At 52.4% G+C, this 26,755-nt stretch carries 21 protein-coding genes; 13 read left to right on the plus strand and 8 right to left on the minus strand.

Features of this window, described 5'->3' with window-relative positions; genetic code table 11:
- Positions 1 to 164 precede the first annotated feature (164 nt).
- Positions 165 to 1,643 (plus strand): APC family permease, encoded by a 1,479-nt coding sequence (locus tag M2371_RS04165; protein ID WP_259266965.1) that lies wholly within the window; start codon positions 165 to 167, stop codon positions 1,641 to 1,643.
- Positions 1,644 to 1,671: 28 nt separating this feature from the next.
- Here M2371_RS04165 and M2371_RS04170 read toward each other — a convergent pair whose 3' ends face one another.
- Both M2371_RS04170 and M2371_RS04175 read right to left on the minus strand, forming a co-directional pair.
- Positions 1,672 to 2,352: a hypothetical protein gene (locus M2371_RS04170; protein WP_259266966.1), complete on the minus strand. Its 681-nt coding sequence runs from the start codon at positions 2,350 to 2,352 to the stop codon at positions 1,672 to 1,674.
- A gap of 14 nt (positions 2,353 to 2,366) precedes the next feature.
- On the minus strand, positions 2,367 to 3,092 hold the full coding sequence (locus M2371_RS04175) for a FadR/GntR family transcriptional regulator (RefSeq protein WP_259266967.1): 726 nt from the start codon (positions 3,090 to 3,092) through the stop codon (positions 2,367 to 2,369).
- 243 nt (positions 3,093 to 3,335) lie between these two features.
- Between M2371_RS04175 and M2371_RS04180 the strand changes: the two genes are divergently transcribed.
- The 4 genes from M2371_RS04180 to M2371_RS04195 are packed head-to-tail and all read left to right on the plus strand — an operon-like array spanning position 3,336 to position 8,323.
- On the plus strand, positions 3,336 to 4,763 hold the full coding sequence (locus tag M2371_RS04180) for a gamma-aminobutyraldehyde dehydrogenase (RefSeq protein WP_259266968.1): 1,428 nt from the start codon (positions 3,336 to 3,338) through the stop codon (positions 4,761 to 4,763).
- 12 nt (positions 4,764 to 4,775) lie between these two features.
- Entirely contained in the window at positions 4,776 to 5,252 is a 477-nt protein-coding gene (locus M2371_RS04185) for an ester cyclase (RefSeq protein WP_034495856.1), read from the plus strand.
- 8 nt (positions 5,253 to 5,260) lie between these two features.
- Positions 5,261 to 7,153, plus strand: coding sequence for an NAD(P)/FAD-dependent oxidoreductase (locus M2371_RS04190; RefSeq protein WP_259266969.1), 1,893 nt, complete (start codon positions 5,261 to 5,263; stop codon positions 7,151 to 7,153).
- Between the two features lie 6 nt (positions 7,154 to 7,159).
- Positions 7,160 to 8,323 (plus strand): cytochrome c, encoded by a 1,164-nt coding sequence (locus tag M2371_RS04195; protein WP_259266970.1) that lies wholly within the window; start codon positions 7,160 to 7,162, stop codon positions 8,321 to 8,323.
- A 69-nt stretch (positions 8,324 to 8,392) separates the two neighbouring features.
- Here M2371_RS04195 and M2371_RS04200 read toward each other — a convergent pair whose 3' ends face one another.
- The 4 genes from M2371_RS04200 to paoA all read right to left on the minus strand — a co-directional run bounded on the left by M2371_RS04200 (position 8,393) and on the right by paoA (position 12,412).
- Positions 8,393 to 8,641, minus strand: coding sequence for a CsbD family protein (locus M2371_RS04200; RefSeq protein WP_259266971.1), 249 nt, complete (start codon positions 8,639 to 8,641; stop codon positions 8,393 to 8,395).
- A 93-nt stretch (positions 8,642 to 8,734) separates the two neighbouring features.
- On the minus strand, positions 8,735 to 10,933 hold the full coding sequence (gene paoC, locus M2371_RS04205; protein WP_259266972.1) for an aldehyde oxidoreductase molybdenum-binding subunit PaoC: 2,199 nt from the start codon (positions 10,931 to 10,933) through the stop codon (positions 8,735 to 8,737).
- Positions 10,934 to 10,937: 4 nt separating this feature from the next.
- Positions 10,938 to 11,888, minus strand: coding sequence for a xanthine dehydrogenase family protein subunit M (locus tag M2371_RS04210; RefSeq protein ID WP_259266973.1), 951 nt, complete (start codon positions 11,886 to 11,888; stop codon positions 10,938 to 10,940).
- Entirely contained in the window at positions 11,885 to 12,412 is a 528-nt protein-coding gene (paoA, locus tag M2371_RS04215) for an aldehyde dehydrogenase iron-sulfur subunit PaoA (protein ID WP_259266974.1), read from the minus strand. The genes M2371_RS04210 and paoA overlap by 4 nt, the downstream gene beginning before the upstream one ends.
- A 217-nt stretch (positions 12,413 to 12,629) precedes the next feature.
- On the opposite strand from paoA, the gene M2371_RS04220 reads away from it, so the two are divergent.
- From M2371_RS04220 to M2371_RS04230, 3 genes are all read left to right on the plus strand, one after another.
- A complete protein-coding gene (locus M2371_RS04220; RefSeq protein WP_259266975.1) occupies positions 12,630 to 13,712 on the plus strand; it encodes a YncE family protein in 1,083 nt (360 codons plus the stop codon).
- A 57-nt stretch (positions 13,713 to 13,769) separates the two neighbouring features.
- Positions 13,770 to 15,971, plus strand: a complete 2,202-nt coding sequence (locus M2371_RS04225; RefSeq protein WP_259266976.1) for a TonB-dependent siderophore receptor — start codon at positions 13,770 to 13,772, stop codon at positions 15,969 to 15,971.
- A gap of 128 nt (positions 15,972 to 16,099) precedes the next feature.
- Positions 16,100 to 17,008, plus strand: a complete 909-nt coding sequence (locus tag M2371_RS04230; protein ID WP_259266977.1) for an SDR family oxidoreductase — start codon at positions 16,100 to 16,102, stop codon at positions 17,006 to 17,008.
- A gap of 68 nt (positions 17,009 to 17,076) precedes the next feature.
- On the opposite strand, the gene M2371_RS04235 is transcribed toward M2371_RS04230, so the two are convergent.
- Together M2371_RS04235 and M2371_RS04240 are read right to left on the minus strand one after the other, a co-directional pair.
- Complete coding sequence (locus tag M2371_RS04235) at positions 17,077 to 17,985, minus strand: DMT family transporter (RefSeq protein WP_259266978.1); 909 nt, start codon at positions 17,983 to 17,985, stop codon at positions 17,077 to 17,079.
- Positions 17,986 to 18,092: 107 nt separating this feature from the next.
- Positions 18,093 to 19,712, minus strand: a complete 1,620-nt coding sequence (locus M2371_RS04240; RefSeq protein WP_259266979.1) for a phosphoethanolamine transferase — start codon at positions 19,710 to 19,712, stop codon at positions 18,093 to 18,095.
- Between the two features lie 320 nt (positions 19,713 to 20,032).
- Between M2371_RS04240 and arnB the strand changes: the two genes are divergently transcribed.
- From arnB to arnT, 5 genes are read left to right on the plus strand one after another with little or no spacing between them, the layout of a single operon-like run.
- Positions 20,033 to 21,172, plus strand: coding sequence for a UDP-4-amino-4-deoxy-L-arabinose aminotransferase (gene arnB, locus M2371_RS04245; RefSeq protein WP_259266980.1), 1,140 nt, complete (start codon positions 20,033 to 20,035; stop codon positions 21,170 to 21,172).
- 1 nt (position 21,173) lies between these two features.
- Positions 21,174 to 22,157, plus strand: a complete 984-nt coding sequence (gene arnC / locus M2371_RS04250) for an undecaprenyl-phosphate 4-deoxy-4-formamido-L-arabinose transferase (RefSeq protein WP_172893986.1) — start codon at positions 21,174 to 21,176, stop codon at positions 22,155 to 22,157.
- Positions 22,154 to 24,136 carry a bifunctional UDP-4-amino-4-deoxy-L-arabinose formyltransferase/UDP-glucuronic acid oxidase ArnA gene (gene arnA / locus M2371_RS04255; RefSeq protein WP_259266981.1) on the plus strand — a complete coding sequence of 661 codons (1,983 nt, stop codon included), beginning with the start codon at positions 22,154 to 22,156 and terminating at the stop codon, positions 24,134 to 24,136. Before arnC ends, arnA begins: the two co-directional genes overlap by 4 nt.
- Complete coding sequence (gene arnD / locus M2371_RS04260) at positions 24,133 to 25,035, plus strand: 4-deoxy-4-formamido-L-arabinose-phosphoundecaprenol deformylase (protein WP_259266982.1); 903 nt, start codon at positions 24,133 to 24,135, stop codon at positions 25,033 to 25,035. The genes arnA and arnD overlap by 4 nt, the downstream gene beginning before the upstream one ends.
- Positions 25,035 to 26,696 carry a lipid IV(A) 4-amino-4-deoxy-L-arabinosyltransferase gene (arnT, locus tag M2371_RS04265; RefSeq protein ID WP_259266983.1) on the plus strand — a complete coding sequence of 554 codons (1,662 nt, stop codon included), beginning with the start codon at positions 25,035 to 25,037 and terminating at the stop codon, positions 26,694 to 26,696. Before arnD ends, arnT begins: the two co-directional genes overlap by 1 nt.
- Positions 26,697 to 26,755 lie beyond the last annotated feature (59 nt).

Genomic DNA, 26,755 nt, shown 5'->3' on the forward strand with positions numbered 1-26,755 from the left:
TTTCGTAGGTCGGATAAGCGAAGCGTCATCCGACAAAATCCCACCTGTTAAAAAACCCGTCAAAATCGTTAACAATTATGTGACATTGAGCGTATACATATAACATATTATGTTTTATAAAATACGCACACTGCCTGCCCTTATGCCACATAAAGAGAAAAGATATGGAACAGACGACAGACAAAGAAAATCTTCAACATCAGCCAGTTAAAGGCGAGCAATTCAACCGCTCGATAGGGCTGATGTCTAACTTCGCATTGGGATTCACTTATCTTTCGCCGCTCACTGCGGTGTATTCGCTGTTCGCCCTCGCGGTGACGCTGGCTGGGCCACCGGCAATCTGGTGGATTTTAATTGTTGCCTGCGGTCAATTGCTGGTGGCATTAGTCTTTGGCGAAGTGGCTTCGCAATATCCGATTACTGGCGGTTTATATCCGTGGGCGAGAAGATTGTGGGGTAAAAAATATGCCTGGATTGCCGCATGGATTTATCTCTGGGCATTGGTGGTCACTATCACCTCAATTGCCGAATATACCGCCACCTTCGTTGCGTCACTGTTTCACTATGCAACCAGCGCGGGCAACATGATGCTGACTTCCGTCGTCCTGCTGTTGATTATGATGGGGGTCAATATGTCCGGGACCAAAAACTTAGCCCGCGTCGCTAAAATTGGTTTCTGGTGCGAAATTATCAGCGTGATTGCGCTGGGTATTTACCTGTTAATTTTCCACCGCGCCCAGCCGTTCTCCGTGGTATTTGATTCCATGGGTGTGCTTTCTGCCGACGGCAATTACACCACCGCGTTTATGTCCGCCTCATTAATGGGCTTGTTTATGTTCTTTGGCTTTGAAGCCTGCGGCAACGTGGCGGAAGAGGTTAAAAACCCAGGCAAGAAGATTCCAGTGGCGATGATTTTAAGTATCGTGTTTGGGGCTATTTCAGCGGTTATCTCAATCATGGGGTATTTACTCTCTTCACCCGACTTGCAGGATATTGTTAACGGCAAAATCTCAGACCCGATCCCGACCATTCTTAACCAGGCGCTGGGTGAAACCGGGGCGACAATATTTATCGTGGTCGCTGTTATCGCCATGCTGTCTTGTATTCTTTCTTTGCAAGCCGCATTGAGCCGCCTGATCTTCTCTTTCTCCCGCGATAACATGCTGCCGGGTAGCGAGTGGATGTCGAAGATTTCCAGACACAGCGTGCCGGATAACGCGATGATGGTGAGCTGCTTATTGCCGGTGATTATTTGTGTCTGGGTTTACTTCCAGCCGGATAGCCTGGCGCGAATCACAGCCTTTGCGGTTATCGGTATCTATATTTCATTCCAGATGGTGGTGCTGGCGGCATTGCGTCAACGCCTGAAAGGCTGGAAACCAGCAGGGGAATGGACGGTCGGTTCATGGGGAATTATCGTCAATGTGCTGGCGCTGGCTTATGGTTTGTGCGGGATTTGGTTACTGGCGCAACCGGCGGCAGGCGAGAGTTTTGTGGATCGCTGGATGGTATTAGTCGGGCTGGCAATTGTGATCATTTCCGGTCTGCTTTACATGTTTATCACTAAACCGTTTGGCCGTTCGAATGCACCAGAAAACGATGCGATTGAATATGCGCGCAAGCTGAATGCGGAACAGTCATAAACATAAGGGCGGGTTTTACCCGCCCATTTCACTTTGCCTGATATAAATTAAAGTAATCATTTTCATAAACCACAGATGCCAGGCTGACATCAAGCAAGTCACCCACGCGGAATTTTGGATGGCTCGAAAATACAATTCTGCGCTCTTTATTGGTAAGAAAAACTTTATCATTCGTCGCAAAAGGTAATAACTCATCCTCTACACGACTCACCAATAAATCAATCGCCGCCACGCCTAAGAATTGCTGGTTGAAATAAACCGGGACGGCGGAGGTAATGGTGTACGAAGTATTGCAGATATAATCAACGTAGGGACCATGAATAAATGCGTTACCCACAGCTGGCGCTTGTTTGAACCACTCAAAGGTTCTGAAATCCAGGCGCTGTTGGGTAGCCTGGTCTAAGTCAAGATTCACCTGCTTTACGCCGTCGGCCTTCTTATACCACCACTCCAGTAGCCAGAATTCCTTATTTTTTCCAGTGGCTTCGATATGGCTGGCAAACCCCGCGCCCGAACAATAAACATTGCTGTTTAATGTCTTTTTAATATGTTCCTGAATGGTCTTTCTGACGGAAGGTTCAAGCAGATGTTCAAGATTAACCCCTTCAATTTCAGCAAGCGAAGTTTCAATATCCTTCGCCAGCATCCCGGTGGAATCAATCATCGAATTGATGATGCTGTCTATTTTTTTGCATAGGGTCGTTAGCATATTTATGCCTGTTGTTATTTTATATTGTGCTTCAATTTATTTTCTATCAGATAGAAAGTAAACGTGTCGATTAACTTTTTGGCAAGGTTAACGGACTCCGCTTCATTGTGTGAAGCCAGAGTGTCAATTAACGTGGTATACAGCTCAACAATTTCGCGATGGATATTTTCTGAACGGAACAAAATCGCCACCAGCGATGACCATTCTGATTGTAAAATCAATTCCTGGTTCGCCAGGCGGGCTGATTGAGAACACGCCGCAATCGCTAACAAACAGCGCATATCCGCCTGAGTGCGTGCTTCAGGAGATTGGGCTGTGTCGAGAACCGAAACAAAATCACGCAGGCGCGTAATATCTGCCTGGGTCATTCTTCTCGAGGCTAATCTTGCACTGTGGCTAATAATGGCGCAGTGCATTTCACCGAGGTCGGAAAGGTAATCGGTGCTTAATGATTTAAAAGGATTAAGCGTTTGACTTAATTCCCAGGCTTGTTCGCAAACAAAACTTCCACCATTACGCCCACGTACCGTGTGGATTAAATTGTTGGCACGCAGCGTATTTAACGCTTCGCGGATAGTGATGTGAGAAACCCCCATCATTTTCGCCAGATCCGCTTCATTAGGAAGTTGCTCATTAGCCTCAAGCAGGCCGGTAATAATGGCATTGGAAAGTCGCTGAACGATTTGATCGGAACGGCTGGCCTGACCGATTGGCGCAAATATCACCGCATGAGTAATCATAATATTCCCTGGTGAGATAATCCCTGAAAAGAGCCTTTGAACATAGCATACAACCCCTTGTTAATGAAGGAAGCCTTAAGTATTCGTGTTCAGGCACTTCACTTTGATGAGCTGCGCAATTGCAGCGCAAAAAATCGTTTTGGAATGAGATGCATATCAAATTGTTAGTAAATTGTTATTGAATTTATCTCGCTCAAAACATATTACATAATATAGTTTATGTTTTAACGAGCGGAGAGCGCGATGAAAGTACTGAAGCACTTTATCAATGGGCAGTACCAGGCAGGTTCGCAGGATAATCTTTTTGACCTGGTCAGCCCGGTCAACGGCGAAACTTACGCGCTGTCGCCGAGTGCAGGGCGAGAAGAAGTGGAGCAGGCGTACGGCGCGGCGAAAAGCGCGTTTGCGGTCTGGAAACTTTCCACGCCTGCGCAACGCCAGTTAGCGCTCCTGAAGCTGGCGGATGAAATCGAACGCAATGTTGACCGACTGGTGAGCGCGCAAAGTGAAGAAACCGGGCAGTTGCGCCACTTCATTGAGAAAGAGGAAATTGCAGCTTCTTGCGACGCACTGCGGTTTTTTGCGGGTGCAGCACGTTGCCTTGAAGGTAAAGCGTCGTACGAATATGCCGCCGGTTTAACCTCCACTATTCGCCGCGAACCACTCGGAATCGTAGGCCAGGTCACGCCGTGGAATTACCCGTTTATGATGGCGGTGTGGAAAATTGCCCCGGCGCTGGCGGCGGGGAACACGGTGGTGCTCAAACCGAGTGACACCACGCCTGTCAGCACCTTAATTCTGGCAGAACTGGCCGCACCGCTATTCCCGCAGGGCGCATTTAACGTGGTGCTCGGTAAAGCGGAAACCGGATCGCTGGTGGTCTCCAGCCCGGAAGCCTCGCTGGTGTCGATTACCGGTTCGGTCCGCGCCGGTCTGCAAGTTGCGGCCTCGGCGGCAGCAAACCTCACCAAAGCGCATCTCGAACTGGGCGGCAAAGCGCCGGTGATTGTCTTTGCCGACGCCGACATTAATAAAGCCGTCGATACCATCACCACCGCCGGGTTCTTCAACGCCGGGCAAGATTGCACCTCCGCCACGCGCATCCTGATTGAAGAGTCGATTTACGCATCGTTTGTCGAAAAACTGGTGAGCAAAACCCGCGAAATTACCTTCGGCACGCCAGAAGACAAAAATGCGTTATACGGTGCGCTCAACAGCCGCAGCCAGCTTGAACAGGTGAAAGGGTTTATCAGCCGCCTCCCGGCTCACGCCAAAATTGAAACCGGCGGCAAACCTGGCGCAGGCCCAGGTTTTTACTTTGAACCGACGATTATTTCCGGCCTTGAACAGCGCGACGAAGCAATTCAGCACGAGGTTTTTGGCCCGGTCATGACGGTGCAAAAATTCTCCTCAGAAGCCGAAGCGCTCGAAAAAGCAAACGACGTGGAATATGGCCTGGCGTCCAGCGTCTGGACCAGTAACCATGGTCGTGCCCAGCGCTTTAGTATCCGCCTGGATTTCGGCACCGTGTGGATTAACAACCACATTCCTCTGTGCGCTGAAATGCCCCACGGCGGCTTTAAAAAATCCGGCTACGGCAAGGATTTGTCCTCGTACTCGCTGGATGAATACACCCGCGTAAAACACATCATGTGCGATGTTTCTGAATAATAAGGTGATGAAATGAAAGCAATAAAAGCCGCTGCGTTATCTTTTGTACTATTCTCAAATTTAGCGTTGGCCGAGGTTTCGCCGTTAACCGTCGTTAAAGATTATATGTCCGCGTGGAATGCGCATGATGCTGCGAAAGCCGCGCAATATTTAGCACCGGACGTGGTTTATTACGACGCCGCAAGCGGTACGCCAGTGAATGGCAAAAGCAATGCAGAAAAAGAGGTGATTGGGGCCTTTATTAAAGCCGTACCAGATTTAACCTGGAAAATGACCAGTAAACCGGTTTATGACCACGACACCATCGCCTTTCGCTGGGAATTCAGCGGCAAAAATAGCGGCGAATGGGCGGGAAGCCCGGCGACCAATAACCCGATTAAATTTGAAGGGGTGAGTTACATCACCGTCAATAACGGGAAAATTACCTGGCAGGGCGATTATTACGACTCCAAAAAGCTCGATGAAGAATTAAAGCCAAAAAATAAATAAGGTCTTATATGTCGATTACCAGACGTGATTTTCTCAATGGGGTGGCAATTACCATTGCCGCAGGGATGACGCCGCTCGATCTTGCTAAAGCCGCCGGAAAAGCCACCACAATAATGGGCGATGATTATTACCCGCCGCAGTTAACAGGCCTGCGTGGGAATCATCCCGGTTCATTTGAAATGGCCCACGCCGTGGGGCGCGACCATGAAAAATTCAGTACCGACCACCTTCCCATTAAAGAAGAATACGATCTGGTCATTGTCGGTGGCGGGCTAAGTGGTTTAGCCGCCGCCAGCTTCTGGCACGACGTAATGGGTAAAGAGAGCAAAGTGCTGGTTCTCGACAACCACGATGATTTTGGCGGACATGCCAAACGCAATGAGTTTAACGCCGGCGGCAAAAAAATCATCGGCTATGGCGGCAGCGAAGCCTTTCAGTCGCCGACACGAAATTTTAGCGAGGTCGTCAACGGGCTGATGTCCACGGTCGGTGTCAGCGTCACGCGCATGAAGCAAAGTTTTGATGTTAATTTCTACCCCAACTTAAACCTCAGCCGTGGCGTGTTCTTTGATAAAAAGAACTTCGGTGAAACGAAAATTGTTGGCGGCGACCCTGGGCGTGCGGTGGCCGATGACATTCCACCCGACAGGCTCAATGGCCGCCCGCTGGCTGAGTTTATCAACGATTTCCCGTTAAGCGAAAGTGACCGCAAAGCCATTCTTGACCTGTACGTGAACCCGGTTGATTACCTGAAAGGGATGTCGGTAGATGAAAAAATTGCCTGGATGGACACCCACAACTATCACGATTTCCTGACTGAGAAAGTGGGGTTAAGCAAAATGGCGATGATGTATTTCCAGCAGCGCACCAACGACTTTTTCGCCATCGGTATAGAAGGCGTGAGTTGTTCCGACGCCAGAACCTGCGCGCTCCCAGGGATGGATGCCATGGAGCTGCCGCCGCTGGATGAAGAAGCTCTCGCCGACCTCGAAGAGCCGTACGTTTATCATTTGCCGGATGGCAATGCGGGCCTGGCGCGTTTGATTGTTCGCCACCTGGTGCCTGAAGCGTTACCCGGACATACCATGGAGGATTCTGTCACCTCGCGGCTCAATTACGAAAAGCTTGACCACCCGGAAAACACCACCCGAATCCGTCTTAACAGTATTGTGATTAATGCTAAAAACACCGACGACGGCGTGGTTGTGACCTATGTTAACGATGGCAAAGCGTACCGTGTGAAAGGGCGCAACGCGATCATGGCCGGTTACAACATGATGATCCCGTATCTGGTGCCAGAAACACCGGAAGAGCAAAAAGCCGATCTGCGCCTGAATGTCAAAGCGCCGCTGGTTTACACCAATGTGGTGGTCAAAAACTGGCAGGCGTTCAAGCAACTGGGTATTCACGAATTTTATTCTCCGGCGGCCCCGTACAGCCGCGTGAAGCTCGATTACCCGGTCAGTCTCGGCAGTTATCAGCATCCGCAAAACCCGGATGAACCGATGTGCCTGCATATGGTTTATGTCCCGACCTATCCGGGCAGCAAATTGAGCGCGCGCGAGCAGTTCCGCCAGGGGCGAGCGTATTTACTGGGTACGACGTTTGACACTCACGAGCAAATGATTCGTTCCCAACTTCAGGAAATGCTCGGGCATACCGGCTTTGACCATCAACGCGATATCACGGCGATTACCGTTAACCGCTGGGCGCATGGTTATGCGTATTACGCCAGCGCGTTGTTCGATGATATGGACAAAATGGACGCCATTAAAGATAACGCGCGCAAACCGATTGGGCGGATTGCGATTGCCAACTCTGACTCAGACTGGGACGCCTACGCGCACACGGCGATTGACCAGGCCTGGCGCGCGGTCAACGAACTTAAGGCAATGGGGTGATTTGAGATGAAACAAACTCTATTGGCTATCGGATGTTTGATGGTTGCCGGAAATGCTGCGGCTGATTCTTCACCCGGTAAATACATAGCGCGGGCCTCAGACTGCGTGGCATGCCATACCGCCGAAGGCGGGCAACCGATGGCGGGCGGCAAGAAATTTTCAACGCCGGTTGGGGATATTTACGCCACCAATATCACGCCGGATAAAACCGCCGGGATCGGCAATTACTCTTACGAAGATTTCGAAAAAGCCGTGAGGCAGGGGATTGCGAAAGACGGGCACGCGCTCTATCCGGCGATGCCATATCCTTCCTACGCCAGAATGACCGACAAAGATATTCATGATTTGTACGATTACTTTATGAATGAAGTCCCGCCGTCGGCGCAAAAGAATAAAGATAATGATATCCCGTGGCTATTATCCGCTCGCTGGCCGCTGCATATCTGGAATTGGCTTTATGTCGATGACACTCACTCGGTTAATAACACCAATAAGCCCGATGAACAGCACAATGTATTATTGAGCCGGGGCGCATATTTAGTAGAAGGGCCCGGGCATTGTGGCGCCTGCCATACTCCACGCGGCGTCACGATGCAGGAAAAAGCCTATGACGCCTCCAGCGATGTTTATTTGAGCGGTGCGATGATTGACGGCTGGAATGCCCCGTCGCTCAGAAACATCTCGAAGTCACCGGAAGAATTAAAATCCTTGTTGCGGACCGGTAAAAGCCAGCATGACGCGCTCTCCGGGCCGATGAGCGAAGTGGTGACGCAGAGTACGCAATATATGACCGACGGTGACCTGGAAGCGATTTCATATTATTTGCTCAATTTTAACCATCCCAATGCAGGTGCGGTGTCTACAAGCGGGGCAATAACCTATGCGCCGAAAGACGGTAAAACGCTTTATTCCATGTATTGCTCGACCTGCCACGGCGATGACGGCAAAGGCAAAGATTTTACCGTGCCATCGCTTGTAAATAACTCCATCGTCATGGCGAAAGACCCGGCCTCACTGCTTTCAGTCATTAATGACGGAACCCAGACACCGCAGACGCAAGGGAATATTTCTTTCAAAATGCCAGCTTACAAACAGGTTATGTCTGAGGAAGAGAGAAATAACGTGGTGAATTACGTGCGCGGAACCTGGGGTAAACAAGCCGATAAATAAAGGGGATTTGTAGGGTGGATAAGCGTTAGCGTCATCCACCATAAATGCCCGGAAACCGGGCATTCCAATTTATTTCCGACCCAACAGGAAACCAAACACCACGCCCACCGCGGCGGCAACGGCTAACCCGGCAATCGGGTTGGTTGAAACCTGGTCACGGACGTTATCGGTCGCATCTCTCACCGCGTAACTGGCCTGGGAGGCATATTTACGTGCCGCGCCTTTAAACTGATCATCCGGGTTATGCGCATGCTTACCGTACAATTCTCGCGCTGTGCCTGCTGCTTCGTTGATTTTGTCTGTGGCTTTATCAAACATACCGAACTCCTTAAAGGACAATGAATGGTTAAGTATAGTTGGCCTGAGCGCAACGCCGGGGAATTAGGATAATGTGAAGTCGCGCAGCCTGAATCAACTCAGTTCGGGCAAGTGTTTGAGCAATATATCCAGCGTGATGGGGTAGTTGCGCACCCGCACGCCCGTGGCGTTATAAATCGCATTGGCGATAGCCGCACTTACGCCGCATAGCCCCAATTCCCCCACACCTTTGGCTTTCATCGGGGATGAAACCGGGTCGGTGTCTTCGAGGAAAATCACCTCCTGGGCGGGAATATCCGCATGAACCGGGACTTCGTATCCCGCAAGGTCGTGATTAACGAAATACCCCAGGCGCGTATCGACGGCTAATTCTTCCATTAGCGCAGCCCCCACGCCCATGGTCATCGCGCCGATCACCTGGCTGCGTGCCGTTTTAGGGTTGAGGATCCGGCCCGCCGCGCAGACAGCCAGCATACGGCGCACGCGGGTTTCGCCCGTAGCAACGTCGACGCCGACTTCGATAAAATGCGCCGCGAAGGTGGATTGCTGGAATGTCTTTTCCAGGTCGCCAAATTCAATACTGTCTTCGACACTCAGTTTTCCCCCGGAGGCCGCATCGCTAAGTTGAGCGGTACGGGCGCCGAATTTGATTTGCCCGTCTGCAAATACCGCCGTGTTCGCGTCAAACCCAAGCGTGTTGGCGATGGCCTCACGTAATTTCACGCAGGCGGCATAGACCCCCGCCGTCGAACTGTTCGCTCCCCATTGCCCGCCTGAACCCGCAGACACCGGGAAATCAGAATCCCCCAGGCGCACCACGACGCTTTCCAGCGGCACGCCTAACATTTCCGCCGCGGTCTGGGCAATAATGGTGTAACTCCCGGTCCCAATATCCGTCATATCCGTTTCAACGGTGATGATGCCTTGTGCATCAAGGTGAACCCGTGCGCCGGATTTCATCACCATGTTATTGCGAAAACCTGCCGCCACACCGATACCGACCAGCCAGCGCCCGTCACGCACTTGCGCCGGTTTGGGGTTGCGGTGCTGCCAGCCAAAATGTTCAGCCCCGGTACGCAGGCATTCCACTAACTGGCGGCGCGAGAAGAAGCGCTCAGGATGTGCAGGGTCCACCTGGGTGTCGTTGATCACACGAAATTCGATGGGGTCCACGCCAGCTTTTTCGGCCATTTCGTCGATAGCGATTTCCAACGCCATTAATCCTGGCGCTTCTCCGGGCGCGCGCATGGCGTTGCCTTCGGGTAAATCGAGTTCCGCCAGGCGTAATCCGGTGTGGCGATTGGCTCCCGCATAAAGCAATTCACTTTGCTGGACGGCGGTTTCCGGCGGGCCACCCGCGACATTACCTGACCAGCTTTGGTGCGAGATGGCGCTAATGCGCCCGGTGGTATCGGTGCCGATTTGAATATGCTGGATGGTGGCCGGGCGGTGCGTGGTGTTGTTAGGGATAAGCGGCCTTTGCAGCGCGATTTTCACCGGGCGTTTAGCCGCGCGAGCGCTGAGTGCCGCCAGCAGCGCATCGCTACGCACAAATAGCTTGCCGCCAAAGCCACCGCCGATATAAGGCGATATCACCCGGACATTTTCCTTCGGCAGTTTCAGCGTCAGGCTCAAATCGCTGCGACACCAGTCCACCATCTGATTAGAGGTCCAGACCGTGAGTTTATCGCCGTTCCACGCCGCCATGGAGGCATGAGGTTCCATCGCCATATGGCTTTGATCCGGCGTGGTGTAGGTGGCGTCGAGCTGTACGGCGGCAGCGGCAAAGGCACTGGCAAAATCACCGACGGATTTGTCCGGTTCATCTTCGGGCGGTATGGAAACTGACGGTTTTTCGCAGGCTAAATCGTAACGGCCTGGCTCGCGATGGTAATCCACGCTAATAAGTTCGGCTGCCGCACGCGCTTGCTCGAACGTTTGTGCGACCACTACGGCGATGGCCTGGTGGTAATGGTCAATTTCCGGGCCACCGAGCAGTTTTGCCGGGTTTTTCTCGCCTTTACCCAAAGGCCCGGCGTTTTCGGCGGTGACAATCGTAATGACGCCTGCGGCTTTCTCGGCGGCAGAGAGATCGAACGCCTGAATGCGGCCTTTGGCAATCGCCGCGCCCACGATATAGCCATATGCGGCATCGGGCTGTTCGTCATGCCACTCGTAGGCATAATGCGCGGTACCGGTGGTTTTCAACGGGCCGTCGATACGGTCGTGCGGTTGGCCGACCACGTTAAGCTGGTCGATAGGGTTATCTTTGGCAGGATTTTCAAATTTCATCGGCTTATCCCCTCGCTTCCGTCAGTACCGAGGCGAGCGTGCGCTTCGCCAACAGCAACTTGAATTCGTTTTCGGGCGTCGGGTGGGCGCTTGCGAATAACCGCTCGTAGACGCTTTGACTGCCGTTGGGCAGTTGTGCATCGGCTTCTTCAAGCCGCCAGGGTTTGTGCGCCACGCCGCCCAGCGCCACGCGGCCCGAACCATCGCGTTGCACAACCGCGGCGACGGAAACCAGGGCAAAAGCGTATGACGCGCGGTCACGGACTTTACGATAAATATGGGTTCCGCCAAGCGGTGCCGGGAGGGTGACGGCGGTAATAAGTTCTCCCGCATTTAACACGGTTTCTTGATGGGGCGTGTTGCCGGGCGCGGGCCAGAAATCTGCAACCGGGATTTTGCGCTCAAAGCCATTGGGGTTCACGGTCTCAATGACGGCATCCAGCAGGCGCATTGCCACCGCCATATCGCTCGGATGGGTGGCGATGCAACTTTGACTGCCGCCCACCACGGCATGCTGGCGGCTGAAACCGTTAAGTGCCGCGCAACCGCTGCCGGGATGCCGCTTATTGCAGGGCTGATGGGTATCGTAAAAGTAGGGGCAGCGCGTGCGCTGAAGCAAATTCCCGGCGGTGGTCGCCTGGTTGCGTAGCTGGCCCGACGCGCCTGCAAGCAGCGCTCTGGATAGCACCGCGTAATCCCGCCGCACCCGTGTGTCTGCCGCAAGATCGGTGTTACGCACCAGGGCGCCAATCCGTAGCCCTCCGTCGGGCGTCGGCTCAATTTTATCCAGCGCGAGGCCGTTGACATCAATCAGATGCGTGGGCGTTTCAATCTCAAGCTTCATTAAATCCAGCAGGTTGGTGCCGCCAGCAATAAATTTAGCACCGGGTTTTGTCACAGCGCGGGTGGCGGCCTCAGCGGGGGTATTCACGCGTTCATAAGTAAAAGCCTTCATGATTTCTGCCCTCCGGCCACATCTTCAATGGCGGCAAGAATGTTGGCATAAGCGCCGCAGCGGCAGATATTCCCGCTCATCCGCTCGCGTATTTCATCACTGGTGGCGTGAGGCGCTGAGACTAAATCGAGGGTCACGTGGCTGGGAATTCCCTGCTCGATTTCGCTGAGAACCGCCAGCGAGGAGCAAATTTGCCCTGGCGTGCAGTAACCACACTGGTAGCCATCATGTTTGATGAATGCGGCCTGCATCGGGTGGAGATTTTCCGGCGTGCCTATCCCTTCGATGGTGGTGATGTCTGCACCTTCCTGCATCACCGCAAGGGTCAGGCAAGCGTTTATCCGACGCCCGTCCACCAACACTGTACATGCACCGCACTGGCCGTGGTCACAGCCTTTTTTGGTGCCGGTAAGATGCAAGTTTTCGCGCAGTGCATCCAACAGCGTGGTGCGCGTATCAACCTCCAGCCGCCGGGTTTCGCTGTTGATTTTTAGGGTTACGTTTGCCATTTCAGGGTTGCTCATGCCGCCTCCTGTATTCTGAACTATTAAGCATAGTCGGCACTGGCGGTGGGATTAATCCTGAAAGCGCATCAGGCTGATAAGTCACTCCAGACAAACTCAAAGCGTCATCTGACCCAGCATTTTTCATCCATTCAATCATTTACACTTGATTACAAAACGCTAATGCGTATAGTTCTCGTTCTCTTTTTTATTGACAGATCTGACAGGGATTTTCCTGATGAAAATAAAATTCTCCGCCGTTGCACTGTTTTTGACAGTGGCACTGAGCGGTTGCGCAACTCAGCAAACCTCGCAAACCTCGCAAACCACGCCTCCCGCCACGCAAAAAGCCGTCGCCACCGATACCACTCAGCGCGATTTAGCCGCCGGACTTTACGAAATGGCGCTCGGCCCAAAGGGCGACGTGCTGTATGTCGCCAGCGCTGAAGGGTTTAAAGATGTGCAGGGCGGGGTGATCTACAAGCTGGATGCCACTACGCTTAAAACCGTTGGTTCGAGCCACACTGACCTGAAAAACTTCGGGATGGCAATCTCCCCGGATGGGCAGATTGTGTATGTGACTAACTCTCTGGATGGCGGTCTGAGTGCGGTGAGCACCGCAGATGGCAAAGTGAAATCACGTATTTTATTTAGCGAGCGCAACAAAGAGGGCTTCCCATACGGCGCTCGTGAAGTGTTGCTGCATAACGGCTTGCTTTACATCGGTGCGGTTGCTGACCCGGCGCAAATCTGGGTGGTGGATGCCGAAACTCTGAAGCTTAAAACGCGCATCAAAAATACCGGCAAATGGATGACCGGCCTGCATTATTCCCAAACCACCGACCGCATATACGCCGCCAATGGCAGCGGTGAGATTCTGGTCATTAACCCGAAAACAAATCGCGTCGAAAAACGCTGGAAACCGCTGGGTGATAAACCGGCATTGCTGCTCAATATGGCAGAAGACAGCGCGACGGGGCGTCTGTTTGTCACGGATAACTCGAAAGCGAAAACCACGCTGGTGCTGAATATCCGTACCGGAGAGGTGATTAAGCAGCTGGCGGTGGGCGATTCGCTGGCAGTGAAATTCAACGCCAAACGCAATGAGATTTACATCACTCAGCGCGAGTCCGGCAAGCTACTGAGCCTCGATGGCACCACTTATGCGGTGAAGAAATCGTGGGATTTAAAGCCCAATCCAAACAGTCTGCTGCTCTCTGACGACGGGCAAATTCTGTATGTCACCGTCAAGCAAGCCTTTAACAAAGATCATTCCACGAATGGCCCGGACAGCATCGTGAGAATCGACCTCAAAAAATAAGCACCAGGCCCGGTTGCGGGCCATTTTGTTTTATTTGGATTTTTTGGCGAGAAAATTATGCACAACACCCTGGGTAAAACCCGTTTATTACGTAAATCTCTGATTGCGATGACAATTGGAGCGATCACGCAAACCACTCACGCAGCCAGCAACGACGCGTCCACACAGCAGAATCAAGAGGAGTCGATTGTCGTGCAGGGCAATGCCGATAGCGCATTTAAACCCGGCGGCAACGAACTGGTTCCGGCATACATGGACGGGCAAATCGCACACGGCGGGCGTTTGGGCATGTTAGGCGAACAAAAAGCGATGGACGTGCCGTTCAACGTGATCGGCTATACCGCCAAACTGGTTCAGGACCAGCAGGCCAAAACCATTGGCGATGTTGTCAGCAATGATGCGGGCGTGCAGGCGGTGCAGGGGTACGGCAACTTCTCCGAAACCTACCGTATTCGTGGCTTCAAACTCGATGGCGACGATATGACGATGGGTGGCCTGTCGGGCGTGGTACCGCGCCAGGTGATGGACACTCAGATGCTCGAACGTGTCGAAGTTTTTAAAGGCGCGAATGCTTTACTCAATGGCGCTGCGGGCAGCGGCGTTGGCGGCATGATTAACCTCGAGCCAAAACGTGCCGAGGCGTTACCGACCACCCAGATTGGCGTCGATTACACCTCAGATTCCCAGGTAGGCGGTTCGCTGGATGTCGGACGCCGTTTCGGCGATAACGACCAGTTTGGCGCGCGCGTGAATCTGGTGCATCGCGAAGGGGAAGCGGCGGTCGATGATGACAAACGCCGCACCACGCTTGCCTCTATTGGCCTCGATTATAAAACCGTTCGCTCGCGCTCATCTCTGGATTTTGGCTATCAGAAGAAAACGTTCCATGGCGGCACGATGGGCATCAATATCAGCGGCGTTGATTTCATTCCTGACGTGCCGGGCAGCACCAAAAACTACAGCCAGAAATGGGGCTACAGCGATATCGAAAACGAATTCGGCATGGCAAAAACCGAGTTTGATTTGACCGATAGCTGGACGACCTATGCGGCATTAGGCGCACAACACGCTCACGAAACCGGTACTTATAGCGCCCCAAAATTGTTGAATGAGAACGGTGATGCCACCGTCGGCCGTCTGGATACCAATCGTATTATTGATGCCTTTAGCGGCATGGCGGGGATGCGCGGTGATTTCGATACCGGCGCGATTTCTCATAAAGTGAACGTCGGCTATTCGGCGCAAATCAAACGCGACGCAACCGCGTGGCGCATGTCTGCCAAAAATCCAACCACGAATATTTATGATAATCACGCAGTGCCAGAACCGACGAATGCGTACTTTGGCGGCGACTATTTTGACCCGCTGACCACGGCGCGTAACCGCACGCAGGGCTGGCTGCTGAGTGACACGTTTGGCTTCCTGGATGACAGCGTGCTGTTTACCGCCGCTGCCCGTCATCAAAAAGTGGTGGTGCGTAACTACAGCAACAAAACTGGCCTCGAAGACACTTCCTCGCGGTATACGCAAAGCCGCTGGATGCCGACCTTCGGGCTGGTGTACAAGCCGTGGAATGAAATCTCTCTCTATGCGAACCATACCGAAGCCTTGCAGCCAGGAAGCAACGCGCCAAAAGGGGCGGCCAACTACGGGCAAAGCACCGGTATCGCGCACTCTAAACAAGATGAAGCCGGGGTGAAAATTGATTACGAGCGTGTCGGCGGTTCGCTGGCGCTTTTCGAGATCAAAAAACCCTCTGCCGTTTTGAATGCCAGTAACTATTACGCGCTCGACGGCGAGCAGCGCAACCGGGGCGTGGAGCTGAACGTGTTTGGCGAGCCAATGTTAGGCTTGCGCTTAAACGGCAGCACGATGTGGCTGGACCCGGAGCAGACCCACACCGCAGGCGGCAAAACTGACGGCAAAGACGCCATTGGTGTCTCCCGTTTCTACATGGTGGTGGGCGCGGAATACGACATCAAGCCGGTTAACGGACTGACGGCGACGGCGAAAGTGAACCACACCGGTTCGCAATATGCCGATGCGGCGAATACCAAAAAACTCGACAGTTACACCACGCTTGATCTCGGTGTCCGCTATCGGATGAACCTGAATGCCGATCGCAATGAAATGGTGGTGCGGGCGGGCGTTGATAACGTCACCAACGAGAAATACTGGTCTGGCGTAGAAGATTTAGGCACCTATATCTTCCAGGGCGAGCCGCGCACGCTGAAAGTGTCAATGACCTATGATTTCTGATTAGCGTGTTGTCGGGTGGCGCTGCGCTATCCGGCCTGGGAAGAATCTTGTTCTCAGCTTTAAGGCCACCTCGGTGGCCTTTTGTTCTATGCTTTCTGTTCTGCGAATGAAAATCACAGGAGCTGAATATGCAAAGCAAGAATGGGATCCCCGATTCACGAAATAGAACCCACTCCGATGCTTATCCATCGCCACCATTTGAACATCAGAAGCAGCCATTTCCGGGGCTTGCCAAAAACATGATCCCGGTCCCCGATCACGGTGAAACATCCTATAAAGGCAGCGACAGACTTATTGGGCGTAAGGCGTTAATTACCGGCGGAGATTCAGGAATAGGGCGGGCCGTGGCCATTGCCTTTGCTCGTGAAGGGGCCGATGTGGCGATTAATTATCTGCCCGAGGAAGAGGAAGATGCCGTTGAAGTGATTGCGCTGATTCGCGCCGAGGGATGTAAGGCCGTCGCCATTCCGGGCGATATCCGCAACGAAGCGTTTTGCCGGCAACTGGTGACGCAGGCCGCACAGGAATTGGGCGGATTAGATTTGCTGATTAACAACGCAGGGCGTCAACAGTTCTGCGAATCCATCAAAGACCTCACGACTGAAGCGTTTGATGCCACTTTCAAAACCAATGTGTACGCCATGTTCTGGATAACCAAAGCGGCGCTGAGCTATCTGCCACGCGGTGCGGCAATCATTAATACCGCGTCCGTGCAGGCTTATCTACCCAGTGATAATTTGCTTGATTACTCTCAGACCAAGGCCGCTATTGTGGCATTCACCAAATCTCTCGCGAAGCAGCTCGCACCCGAAGGGATCCGGGTCAATGCTGTCGCGCCAGGCCCGTACTGGACGGTTTTGCAGTGCAGCGGCGGGCAGCCGCAGGAAAAAATTGAAAAGTTTGGCGCTTCTGCACCGCTTGGACGCCCAGGGCAACCGGCGGAAATTGCGTCACTTTACGTGACGTTTGCTTCGCCGGAATCCAGCTTTACCTCAGGGCAGGTCTGGTGTTCAGATGGTGGGACTGGCACGCTGTAATGCGTGAATGAGCAAAGCGTTAAATGTTTCGAGGCACCCCATGGGGTGCCTCTTTTATATGTGCGTTTTTACGCTTGTTGGGTGATGACGCGACGGCGTGAGTCCAGCGAAATCAGAATAACTGAAGATAAAATCATCAGGGTGCCCAGCCAGTCGGAAACCGTAAAGGTAATGCCCAGCAATAATAGCGAAAGGAACGTGCTGCTTAACGGTTCGGTGCAACTCAAAATACTGGCTTTTGGCCCGCCAATAAGCTGCGCACCTTTTAAATAGAGGCTGAAAGTGAGTGACGTTCCGATAACCACCAGATAGAAAAAGGCCAACAGCACATTTCCGGTTATCACAAAGTCGCCCCCCTGGCCGGCATAAAATGGCAGAAGCATCGCGCCGCCTATTAACATACTCCAGCCGACAATCGGCAGGGTGCCGTACCGGGCGATTAAACGCGAAGGCCAGGTGGTGTAAAACGCGGCGGCGAAAGCCGAGGCAATCCCCCAGAATAATGCGCTACCGGAAATCGTGAGCGACGTCGGGTCGCCATGGGTCACTAATAAAAAGGTGCCCAGCAACGAGGTGCCAATAGCCGCAAAAACCAATATGCCGGGGCGGGATTTACGCACCAGCGAGAACCAGGCCACGATTATGGTAGGGGATAAAAACTGGAGCACGGTGGCGGTGGCAGCGTTGGATTTTTCAATGGTCATCAGGAAGGTGAGTTGCACGGCCAGCGCACCCACCAGGGAGAATACCAGCAGGCTGATGGCATCCTGGCGGTTTTTGAAAATGCGGAAAATTGTCTCGCCCTGAATAAAGGACAGCGTCAGCAAAATTAACCCGGCAAACAGCAGGCGCGTCATCGTTAAAAACTGCGATGACATCTGGCTCTGCTCCATAATGTATTGCGCGCAAACCCCAGAACTTCCCCACAAAATCGCTGCCGTTAAGACGTTCAGCGCACCTCTTTTACTCGAACCCACTTGATTTACCCATGCCATTTTTTGCCGAAATCATAGCATGAGTCATAAAAAAGCTTTTCAGTTATTGGGGTTGCCACCCAGGAATCAGGTGGCAATTAAATCAACTATTAACTCCGGCATCCACGGAATATATCCTGGTCGGGTTTATAAACGCTGGTGCTAATATCCCAAAGCCCCAGCACGGACGAGAACAAATTGTCGTGGGAATAAGCGTTCTTGAGCGCGTTATTTTGCAGGCACGTCATATTCATGTGTTTTTCCGCAATAAAGCCGGGTGACATCCAAACTTGCATCGGAATATGTGTTTGTTCCTCTGGCGCAATTTTGTATGGGGTGCCGTGCAGGTATAAACCTTTTTCGCCTAATGATTCGCCGTGGTCGGAAACGTAAATCAGCACGGTGTTATAGCGGTCACTGTATTGTTTGAGTTTTTCAATCATTTGCGCCATCACACGGTCGGTATTACGGATGGTATTGTCGTAGGAATTGACGAGCTGTTCCTGGGTGCAGTTTTCAATATCGCTGCGTGCACATTCCGGCATGTAATGGCGTTGATCCGCAGGATATCGCTGGAAATAGGTTGGGCCGTGGCTGCCAATTAAATGGAATGTCAGCATTTTATCGCCTGCCATTTTAGAAATATCCCGATCGATATTGTCCAGCAGCACTTCGTCATAGCAGGTTTGCCCATCACAAAGTTTTGGGTCGGCGGTCGGCTTAATCTCGATAGTCGGGATACGCGTGCAAGCGCCTTTACAGCCGCCGTCATTGTCCTTCCAGAGCATTGAAACGCCCGCTTTGCGCACCACATCGAGAAGACCTTCGCTGTTGGCGGCTCTTTTGTGGGAGTACTCGGTGCGATTCATATCAGAGAACATACACGGCACCGAGACTGCGGTGGCGGTGCCACAAGAATGTACATTGGCAAAGGAAATAACGCCGCCAATCTGGCGGGTCCAGGCGTTGGTGTCGCGTGAATAGCCATTCATTGAGAAGTTTTTGCTGCGCGCCGTTTCCCCAATCACCAGGAACATCAGCGTCGGTTTATCTGCACTGGCTACGCGTTTGGCGTCATCACCCAACGTCTGGAACGGTTCTTTGGTCGTAAAGTACGTGTCTTTCACATAGCCAAAGGTGCTGTAAACGTAGTTGGTCGGGATAATTTCTTTGTTTAACGTGGAGTTATTGCGGCCCACGGAAGCGTAATCCTGGTAATAGAGCGCGGCCACACCGGCGATAAGCGCCAGAGAAGCCACCATCGACAGCGCGCGCCAGGCCACACCTTTATACCATTTCGATGGGTACTCAATTTTTATTAAAAACAGCAAGACAGCCGGAAGAACCCCCGTCAGTAACAACCACAAAATGATCGAGCCGTTCAGGTAGGAATGGGCTTCTTGCGGGTTGGTTTCAACGATGTTCTGGATCATGGATTGATCAAACATCACTTTATACTTAAGTGTCGAATAACTGACCATCGACCCGGTAATCAGCAGCACCGCAAAGAACGGTTTGAGCAGATAACGGACAGAGAAGGGCATAAAGACGAAGTTGAGTGCGGCCACCAGGACAAACGGGATGGAGAGAACAAAGCCGGCTTTATCATGCTCAAGATGCGACAAAATATCGTAAAAATGCAGCAGCACTGGCCAGTTGAGTAAGAAGGCAAAAACCATCGCCAACAGCAAAACCAGTGGGATAACTTTCATCCTGAAAAGTACAGGCATTTACATCTCCAACGATATTGTTTTTTTAGCTAAAAAAAGGGATTAACAAATTCGCAAACAAGTTTTTGACGTGACTATTTACGCCTGCAAATTACGAAAGGGATTATTTACCCCGAACCTTAATTTAACCTTAATGTTGCCCTTCTAAATTTTCACTGTGATTCCGACCATCTTAATATTGAGCTAAGGAATCTCTGCCAGGATGGTTTTGTTTTAATCCGGTTTAATTTGGCGCGCAGTAACGCAATCATGTTGCGCTTTCATTTAATTAACCTGTCTCATGATTAAAAAAGCCATATAGATAATTACAGGGATATCCAATGAGCGAATTTCTGCCTTTCTCACGTCCTGCGATGGGACCCGAAGAAATCAACGCAGTGAGTGAAGTTTTGCAGTCTGGTTGGATAACAACTGGCCCTAAAAATCAGGCACTTGAACAGGCATTTTGCGAGTTAACCGGCAATAAGTATGCGATTGCGGTGAGCTCTGCAACGGCGGGTATGCATGTCGCATTGATGGCGCTGGGCATAGGGGCGGGCGACGAAGTGATCACGCCGTCGCTGACCTGGGTTTCCACCCTGAATATGATTGTATTGCTCGGTGGCGAACCGGTGATGATTGACGTTGACCGCGATACGTTAATGGTCACGGCGCAGGTGATTGAAGCCGCGATTACTCCTCGCACCCGCGCCATTATTCCGGTTCATTACGCCGGAGCGCCGGTGGATATTGACGCCATCCGTGCTGTGGGCGAACGCCACGGGATCCCTGTGATTGAAGATGCTGCGCACGCTGCGGGAACTCACTACAAAGGCAAACATGTTGGCGACAAAGGAACGGCGATATTCTCCTTCCACGCCATCAAAAACATGACCTGCGCCGAAGGCGGGTTGATTGTTACCGATGATGAGCAACTGGCGAATAAAATGCGCAGCCTGAAGTTCCACGGCCTGGGCGTCGATGCGTTCGACCGCCAGACGCTGGGGCGTGCACCGCAGGCGGAAGTTATCTCGCCGGGATATAAATACAACCTCGCGGATATTAATGCGGCCATTGCGCTGGTTCAGTTAAATAAACTCGAACAAAACAACGCGCGCCGTACTGAAATAGCCGAACGTTATTTAAGCGAATTAGTGAATATGCCTTATTTACCGCTTATTCACCCAGGTTGGGCACATAAACATGCCTGGCATCTTTTTATTCTGCGCATAGATGAAACTCGCTGTGGAATTTCCCGTAATGAATTCATGGATGCTTTAAAGGCAAAAGGGATGGGAACAGGACTGCATTTCAGAGCCGCACATACACAAAAATATTACCGCGAGCGTTATTCCACTCTTTCGTTGCCCGACACCGAATGGAATAGCGAACGTATTTGTTCCATTCCGTTATTCCCAACGATGACCGATGACGATGTGACTCGCGTAATTACCGCCTTACGTGAAGTAGCAGGAAAATAATATGACCAAACCAGAAGTAATCCGCAAAGTTTCTGTCGTGATCCCGGTTTATAACGAGCAGGAAAGTTTGCCTGAACTGATCAGGCGAACCACGGCTGCATGCGAAACCCTGGGGAAAGATTACGAAATTCTGCTGGTGGATGACGGCAGCACGGATAACTCGGCAGAGATGTTAAGCGATGCTGCCGAAGCACCCGGCAGCCATGTTGTCGCGGTTTTGCTCAACCGAAATTACGGCCAGCACAACGCCATTATGGCCGGTTTTAGCCATGTCACCGGGGATTTAATTGTCACCCTTGATGCGGATCTGCAAAACCCACCGGAAGAGATCCCGCGCCTGGTCGCCAAAGCCGATGAAGGGTACGACGTGGTCGGCACTGTGCGCCAGAACCGCCAGGATACCTGGTTTCGCAAACGCGCATCGCGTGTGATTAACCGCCTGATTCAAAGCACCACCGGTAAAGCGATGGGCGATTATGGCTGCATGTTGCGTGCTTATCGCCACCACATTATCGACGCCATGCTGCATTGCCACGAACGCAGCACATTTATTCCCATTCTCGCCAATACCTTCGCGCGTAAAGCGGTTGAGATCCCTGTGCATCACGCCGAGCGTGAATTTGGTGAATCGAAATACAGCTTTATGCGCCTGATTAATTTGATGTACGACCTGGTCACCTGCCTGACCACCACGCCGCTGCGCATGCTCAGCGTGTTCGGCAGCATCATTGCGGTGTTGGGTTTTGCGCTTTCGGTATTGCTGGTGGTGTTGCGTCTTGCCTTCGGGCCGCAATGGGCGGCGGAAGGGGTCTTCATGCTGTTTGCGGTGCTGTTTATGTTTATCGGTGCGCAGTTTGTCGGCATGGGTCTGTTAGGGGAATACATCGGCCGAATATATACCGATGTCCGTGCACGCCCCCGTTACTTTATTCAGCGCGTCGTTAGCCGCGACTGTGTTTCAACTTCAGAGGAAAATCAGCAATGAAAGCTGTCGTATTTGCTTATCACGATATGGGGTGCGCCGGAGTTAATGCCCTGGTTGCTGCCGGTTATGACATCACGGCGATTTATACCCATCCGGACTCGCCTGCTGAAAATCACTTCTTTGGCTCGGTGGCGCGAACGGCAGCGGAACACGGTATTCCGGTTTACGCACCTGACGATGTGAATCACCCGCTGTGGGTAGATCGCATCAAGTCGGCGCAGCCCGATGTGATTTTCTCTTTCTATTACCGCAACTTGCTGAACGATGAAATTTTAAATAGTGCCTCCGTTGGCGCATTTAACCTGCATGGCTCATTGTTACCTGCGTACCGTGGCCGCGCACCGCTGAACTGGGCATTAGTCAATGGTGAAACTGAAACGGGCGTCACGCTGCATCGTATGGTCAGCCGTGCTGATGCCGGAGCGATTGTGGCGCAGCATCCCGTAGCAATTGCCGCGACGGATACGGCCTTAACGCTGCACCATAAATTGACGGAAGCGGCATCTGATCTGCTGGACGATATGCTGCCGGTTATCAAAACCGGGCATTTCCCGCAGGTTGAACAAGACCACAGCAAAGCGACGGTTTTTGGCCGCCGCACGCCACAGGACGGCTGTATTAACTGGCAATCGACCGCTCGCGAAATCAATAACCTGGTACGTGCGGTGACGGATCCATGGCCGGGTGCTTTTGGCTATGTGGGCGGCAGCAAGTTTATCGTCTGGAAATCGCGCGTGCTGGAAGGTTTTCAGGCGGCGAAAGCAGGAACGGTTTTGTCCATCAACCCGCTGGTGATTGCCACCGGCGGCGGGGCGCTGGAAATCGTGACCGGGCAAACCGAAAACGGCGTCTACATGCAGGGCTCGCAACTGGCACAAAGTCTCGGTTTAGTCGCCGGGGCATTGCTTTGCAGCAAGCCGGTGTCGGCGATTAAACGCCGCACGCGCGTGTTGATTCTTGGGGTGAACGGTTTTATCGGCAACCACCTGACCGAGCGTCTGTTGCAGGACGACAACTTTGAAGTGTATGGCCTGGATATTGGCTCAGACGCCATCAGCCGTTTCCTCGGCAATGAGCGTTTCCACTTTGTCGAAGGTGACATCAGTATTCATTCCGAGTGGATTGAATATCACATTAAAAAATGTGATGTGGTTCTGCCGCTGGTGGCGATTGCCACGCCGATTGAATACACCCGTAACCCATTGCGCGTATTTGAGCTGGATTTTGAAGAGAACCTGAAAATTATTCGTGACTGTGTGAAATACCAGAAGCGCATTATTTTCCCGTCCACGTCAGAAGTGTATGGCATGTGCAGCGACAAAATGTTCGATGAAGATAACTCGAACCTGATTGTTGGCCCGATTAACAAACAGCGCTGGATTTACTCGGTATCCAAGCAATTGCTCGACCGTGTGATCTGGGCTTATGGCGAGAAAGAAGGTTTACGTTTCACGCTGTTCCGCCCGTTTAACTGGATGGGGCCGCGCCTGGATAACCTGAATGCCGCCCGTATCGGCAGCTCGCGCGCGATTACTCAACTGATCCTTAACCTGGTGGAAGGCTCGCCCATTAAGTTGATTGATGGTGGGCGTCAAAAACGTTGTTTCACCGATATTAGCGACGGTATCGAAGCGCTGTTCCGCATTATTGCGAACAAAGACAATAACTGCGACGGGCAAATTATTAATATCGGCAACCCGGATAACGAAGCGAGCATTAAAGAATTGGCTGAAATGCTGCTGGTGAGTTTTGAAAAACATCCGCTGCGCCACCATTTCCCCCCGTTTGCCGGTTTCCGCGAAGTGGAAAGCAGCACCTATTATGGTAAAGGTTATCAGGACGTGGAGCACCGCAAGCCGAGCATTCGTAATGCGCATCGCTTACTGAACTGGACGCCAACGGTTGAGATGGAAAAAACCGTCGACGAAACCCTGGATTTCTTCCTCAAAACAGTTGAACTGACGGAACCTCAGGCATGAGAAAAGTTGGCCTGCGCATTGATGTAGATACATGGCGGGGCACCCAACAAGGGGTTCCTCATCTTCTCGAAATCTTAAGTTTGCACGGTATTCAGGCCACATTTTTCTTCAGTGTTGGGCCGGATAACATGGGCCGCCATTTGTGGCGGCTGGTGAAACCGCAATTCCTGTGGAAGATGCTGCGCTCCAAAGCGGCATCGCTCTACGGCTGGGATATTTTATTGGCAGGAACCGCATGGCCGGGGCGGAAAATCGGCGAAGGCAATGCGGAGATCATTTCCGCTGCGGCGGATCATCATGAAGTCGGCCTGCACGCGTGGGATCACTTCGCCTGGCAAACCTGGGCGGGAGTCTGGGACAACAACCATCTTGAGAAGCAAATTCGTCTTGGGAGGGAGGCGTTGAGCCAGATTATCGAACAACCGGTGACTTGCTCTGCGGTAGCGGGCTGGCGAGCCGATCAACGTGTGGTGCGGGCAAAAGAGTCTTTCGGTTTTAGCTATAACAGCGACTGCCGTGGCACCACACCGTTTCGTCCGCTGTTACCCGATGGCAGCACCGGGACGGTACAAATTCCGGTGACGCTCCCCACCTGGGATGAAGTGATGGGTAAAGACGTCAGTCGCGAAGGGTATAACCGTTTTATTCTTGACCGTATCAAACAAGACGCCGGGACGCCGGTGTACACCATCCACGCCGAGGTGGAAGGGATTGTGATGCAAAACGATTTTAACGAATTGCTGACCATGGCGGCGCATGAAGGGATTGAATTTTGCCCATTGAGCGAGCTGTTACCGGAAGATTTAACCTCGCTGCCATTGGGTAAAATCGTACGCGGTATTATCCCCGGCCGAGAAGGGTGGCTGGGATGCCAGCAAATTGTTTTGGGTATGAACTGATGAAGTCAGCAAAACCTGTATTTATCCTGGCGGTGTTTTTTGCTCTGTTTTACCTGTTACCCCTCGAGTTCCGCGCCCTCTGGCAACCGGATGAAACGCGTTATGCGGAAATCAGCCGTGAAATGCTGGCGGCGGGTAACTGGATAGTCCCGCATTTTCTGGATGTGCGTTATTTCGAAAAACCGGTCGCCGGGTACTGGATCAATAATCTCAGCCAGTTGATCTTCGGCCATACCCACTTTGCGGTGCGGTTTGGTTCGGTGTTTTCGATAACGCTCAGCGCGTTGTTGGTTTCCTGGCTGGCGTTTCGCTTGTGGCTTGATACACGTGTCGCGGTGCTCTCAGGTGTGATTTTTCTGACCTGCCTGCTGGTTTACGGGGTCGGCACTTACGCCATTCTCGACCCGATGATCACCCTGTGGCTGGTGGCGGCCATGTCTAGCTTCTGGCTGGCGGCCAATGCACAAACCACGCCTGGCAAGGTGGGCGGTTATCTGCTGCTGGGTGTTGCTTGCGGCATGGGCGTCATGACCAAAGGTTTTCTGGCGCTGGCGGTGCCGGTGCTGGGTGTGTTGCCGTGGGTGATTGCGCAAAAACGCTGGAAAGAGGTGTTGTTGTTCGGACCGCTGGCCATCATCAGCGCCACGCTGATAACGTTGCCGTGGGCGTTGGCTATCGCTAAAGCGGAGCCGACTTTCTGGCACTACTTCTTTTGGGTGGAGCACATTCAGCGTTTCGCTGAAAAAGACGCCCAGCATAAAGCCCCATTCTGGTATTACATTCCCTTCTTGATTGCCGGATGTTTGCCGTGGGTGGCGTTATTACCTGGCGCTTTAAAACGCAGTTGGCAGGCGCGTAAATTTGAAAGCGGCTCGCTCTATTTGCTGGGCTGGGTCGTGATGCCTTTACTGTTTTTCAGTATCGCAAAAGGCAAATTACCGACCTATATTCTGCCGTGTTTTGCCCCGCTGGCGATTCTTTTGGCCCGCCATGCCACGCAATTACTGGCGACATCTCGCACGCTGAAAATTAACGGTTGGATTAACGTCATTTTTGGCACCCTATGTAGTCTCGTCGTGCTGGTGGTGTTGGCTCCCTGGGGTGTGGCAAAACATCCCGTGTATGCCAGCCAGGAAGTGCTGAAAGTGGTTCAGGCTACGGTGGCGTTTGCGGTGTGGGCGCTGGTGGGGTTCATCACCACGCGCGATAACGCCCGGCTCTGGCAGTGGGCGGCAATTTGCCCGCTGGGTATTGCGTTGTTAGTCGGCGGTGTTATTCCCGCTAAGGTTATCGACTCCAAGCACCCGCAGGCATTTATCAATGTGGTACGCCCGCAACTGGAGAGCAGCCGCTATATTCTCGCTGATAGCGTAGGCGTTGGCGCGGGTGTTGCCTGGGAGTTAAAGCGCGATGATATTACGCTGTATGCCAAACCCGGTGAGCTGGATTACGGCCTGAAGAATTTCGCTGATGCGAAAGATAACTTTGTCTCGCGTGAAGATTTTGCGCACTGGCTCGCGGTTCATCGCAAAGAAGGCAATGTGTCGCTTGTGATGCTGATGTCGAAAGACACATTGCCTGAAGACCATGATGTCCCCACGCCGGATAACCTTTATCGCAAAGGGCGCTTTGTGCTCTTCTTCTACGAAAAAACGCCATAATAGCTTGCGGATAAAGGCGGAAAATCAGTTTTTGTAGGGTGGATAAGCGCAAGCGTCAT

Source organism: Buttiauxella sp. BIGb0471, from assembly GCF_024807715.1.
Lineage (GTDB): Bacteria > Pseudomonadota > Gammaproteobacteria > Enterobacterales > Enterobacteriaceae > Buttiauxella > Buttiauxella agrestis.

Bases quoted from the DNA above. Each gene is read 5' to 3' on its own strand.
- M2371_RS04165 (WP_259266965.1), top strand. From the start codon at position 165: ATGGAACAGACGACAGACAAAGAAAATCTTCAACATCAGCCAGTTAAA.
- M2371_RS04170 (WP_259266966.1), bottom strand. From the start codon at position 2,352: ATGCTAACGACCCTATGCAAAAAAATAGACAGCATCATCAATTCGATG.
- M2371_RS04175 (WP_259266967.1), bottom strand. From the start codon at position 3,092: ATGATTACTCATGCGGTGATATTTGCGCCAATCGGTCAGGCCAGCCGT.
- M2371_RS04180 (WP_259266968.1), top strand. From the start codon at position 3,336: ATGAAAGTACTGAAGCACTTTATCAATGGGCAGTACCAGGCAGGTTCG.
- M2371_RS04185 (WP_034495856.1), top strand. From the start codon at position 4,776: ATGAAAGCAATAAAAGCCGCTGCGTTATCTTTTGTACTATTCTCAAAT.
- M2371_RS04190 (WP_259266969.1), top strand. From the start codon at position 5,261: ATGTCGATTACCAGACGTGATTTTCTCAATGGGGTGGCAATTACCATT.
- M2371_RS04195 (WP_259266970.1), top strand. From the start codon at position 7,160: ATGAAACAAACTCTATTGGCTATCGGATGTTTGATGGTTGCCGGAAAT.
- M2371_RS04200 (WP_259266971.1), bottom strand. From the start codon at position 8,641: ATGTTTGATAAAGCCACAGACAAAATCAACGAAGCAGCAGGCACAGCG.
- paoC (WP_259266972.1), bottom strand. From the start codon at position 10,933: ATGAAATTTGAAAATCCTGCCAAAGATAACCCTATCGACCAGCTTAAC.
- M2371_RS04210 (WP_259266973.1), bottom strand. From the start codon at position 11,888: ATGAAGGCTTTTACTTATGAACGCGTGAATACCCCCGCTGAGGCCGCC.
- paoA (WP_259266974.1), bottom strand. From the start codon at position 12,412: ATGAGCAACCCTGAAATGGCAAACGTAACCCTAAAAATCAACAGCGAA.
- M2371_RS04220 (WP_259266975.1), top strand. From the start codon at position 12,630: ATGAAAATAAAATTCTCCGCCGTTGCACTGTTTTTGACAGTGGCACTG.
- M2371_RS04225 (WP_259266976.1), top strand. From the start codon at position 13,770: ATGCACAACACCCTGGGTAAAACCCGTTTATTACGTAAATCTCTGATT.
- M2371_RS04230 (WP_259266977.1), top strand. From the start codon at position 16,100: ATGCAAAGCAAGAATGGGATCCCCGATTCACGAAATAGAACCCACTCC.
- M2371_RS04240 (WP_259266979.1), bottom strand. From the start codon at position 19,712: ATGCCTGTACTTTTCAGGATGAAAGTTATCCCACTGGTTTTGCTGTTG.
- arnB (WP_259266980.1), top strand. From the start codon at position 20,033: ATGAGCGAATTTCTGCCTTTCTCACGTCCTGCGATGGGACCCGAAGAA.
- arnC (WP_172893986.1), top strand. From the start codon at position 21,174: ATGACCAAACCAGAAGTAATCCGCAAAGTTTCTGTCGTGATCCCGGTT.
- arnA (WP_259266981.1), top strand. From the start codon at position 22,154: ATGAAAGCTGTCGTATTTGCTTATCACGATATGGGGTGCGCCGGAGTT.
- arnD (WP_259266982.1), top strand. From the start codon at position 24,133: ATGAGAAAAGTTGGCCTGCGCATTGATGTAGATACATGGCGGGGCACC.
- arnT (WP_259266983.1), top strand. From the start codon at position 25,035: ATGAAGTCAGCAAAACCTGTATTTATCCTGGCGGTGTTTTTTGCTCTG.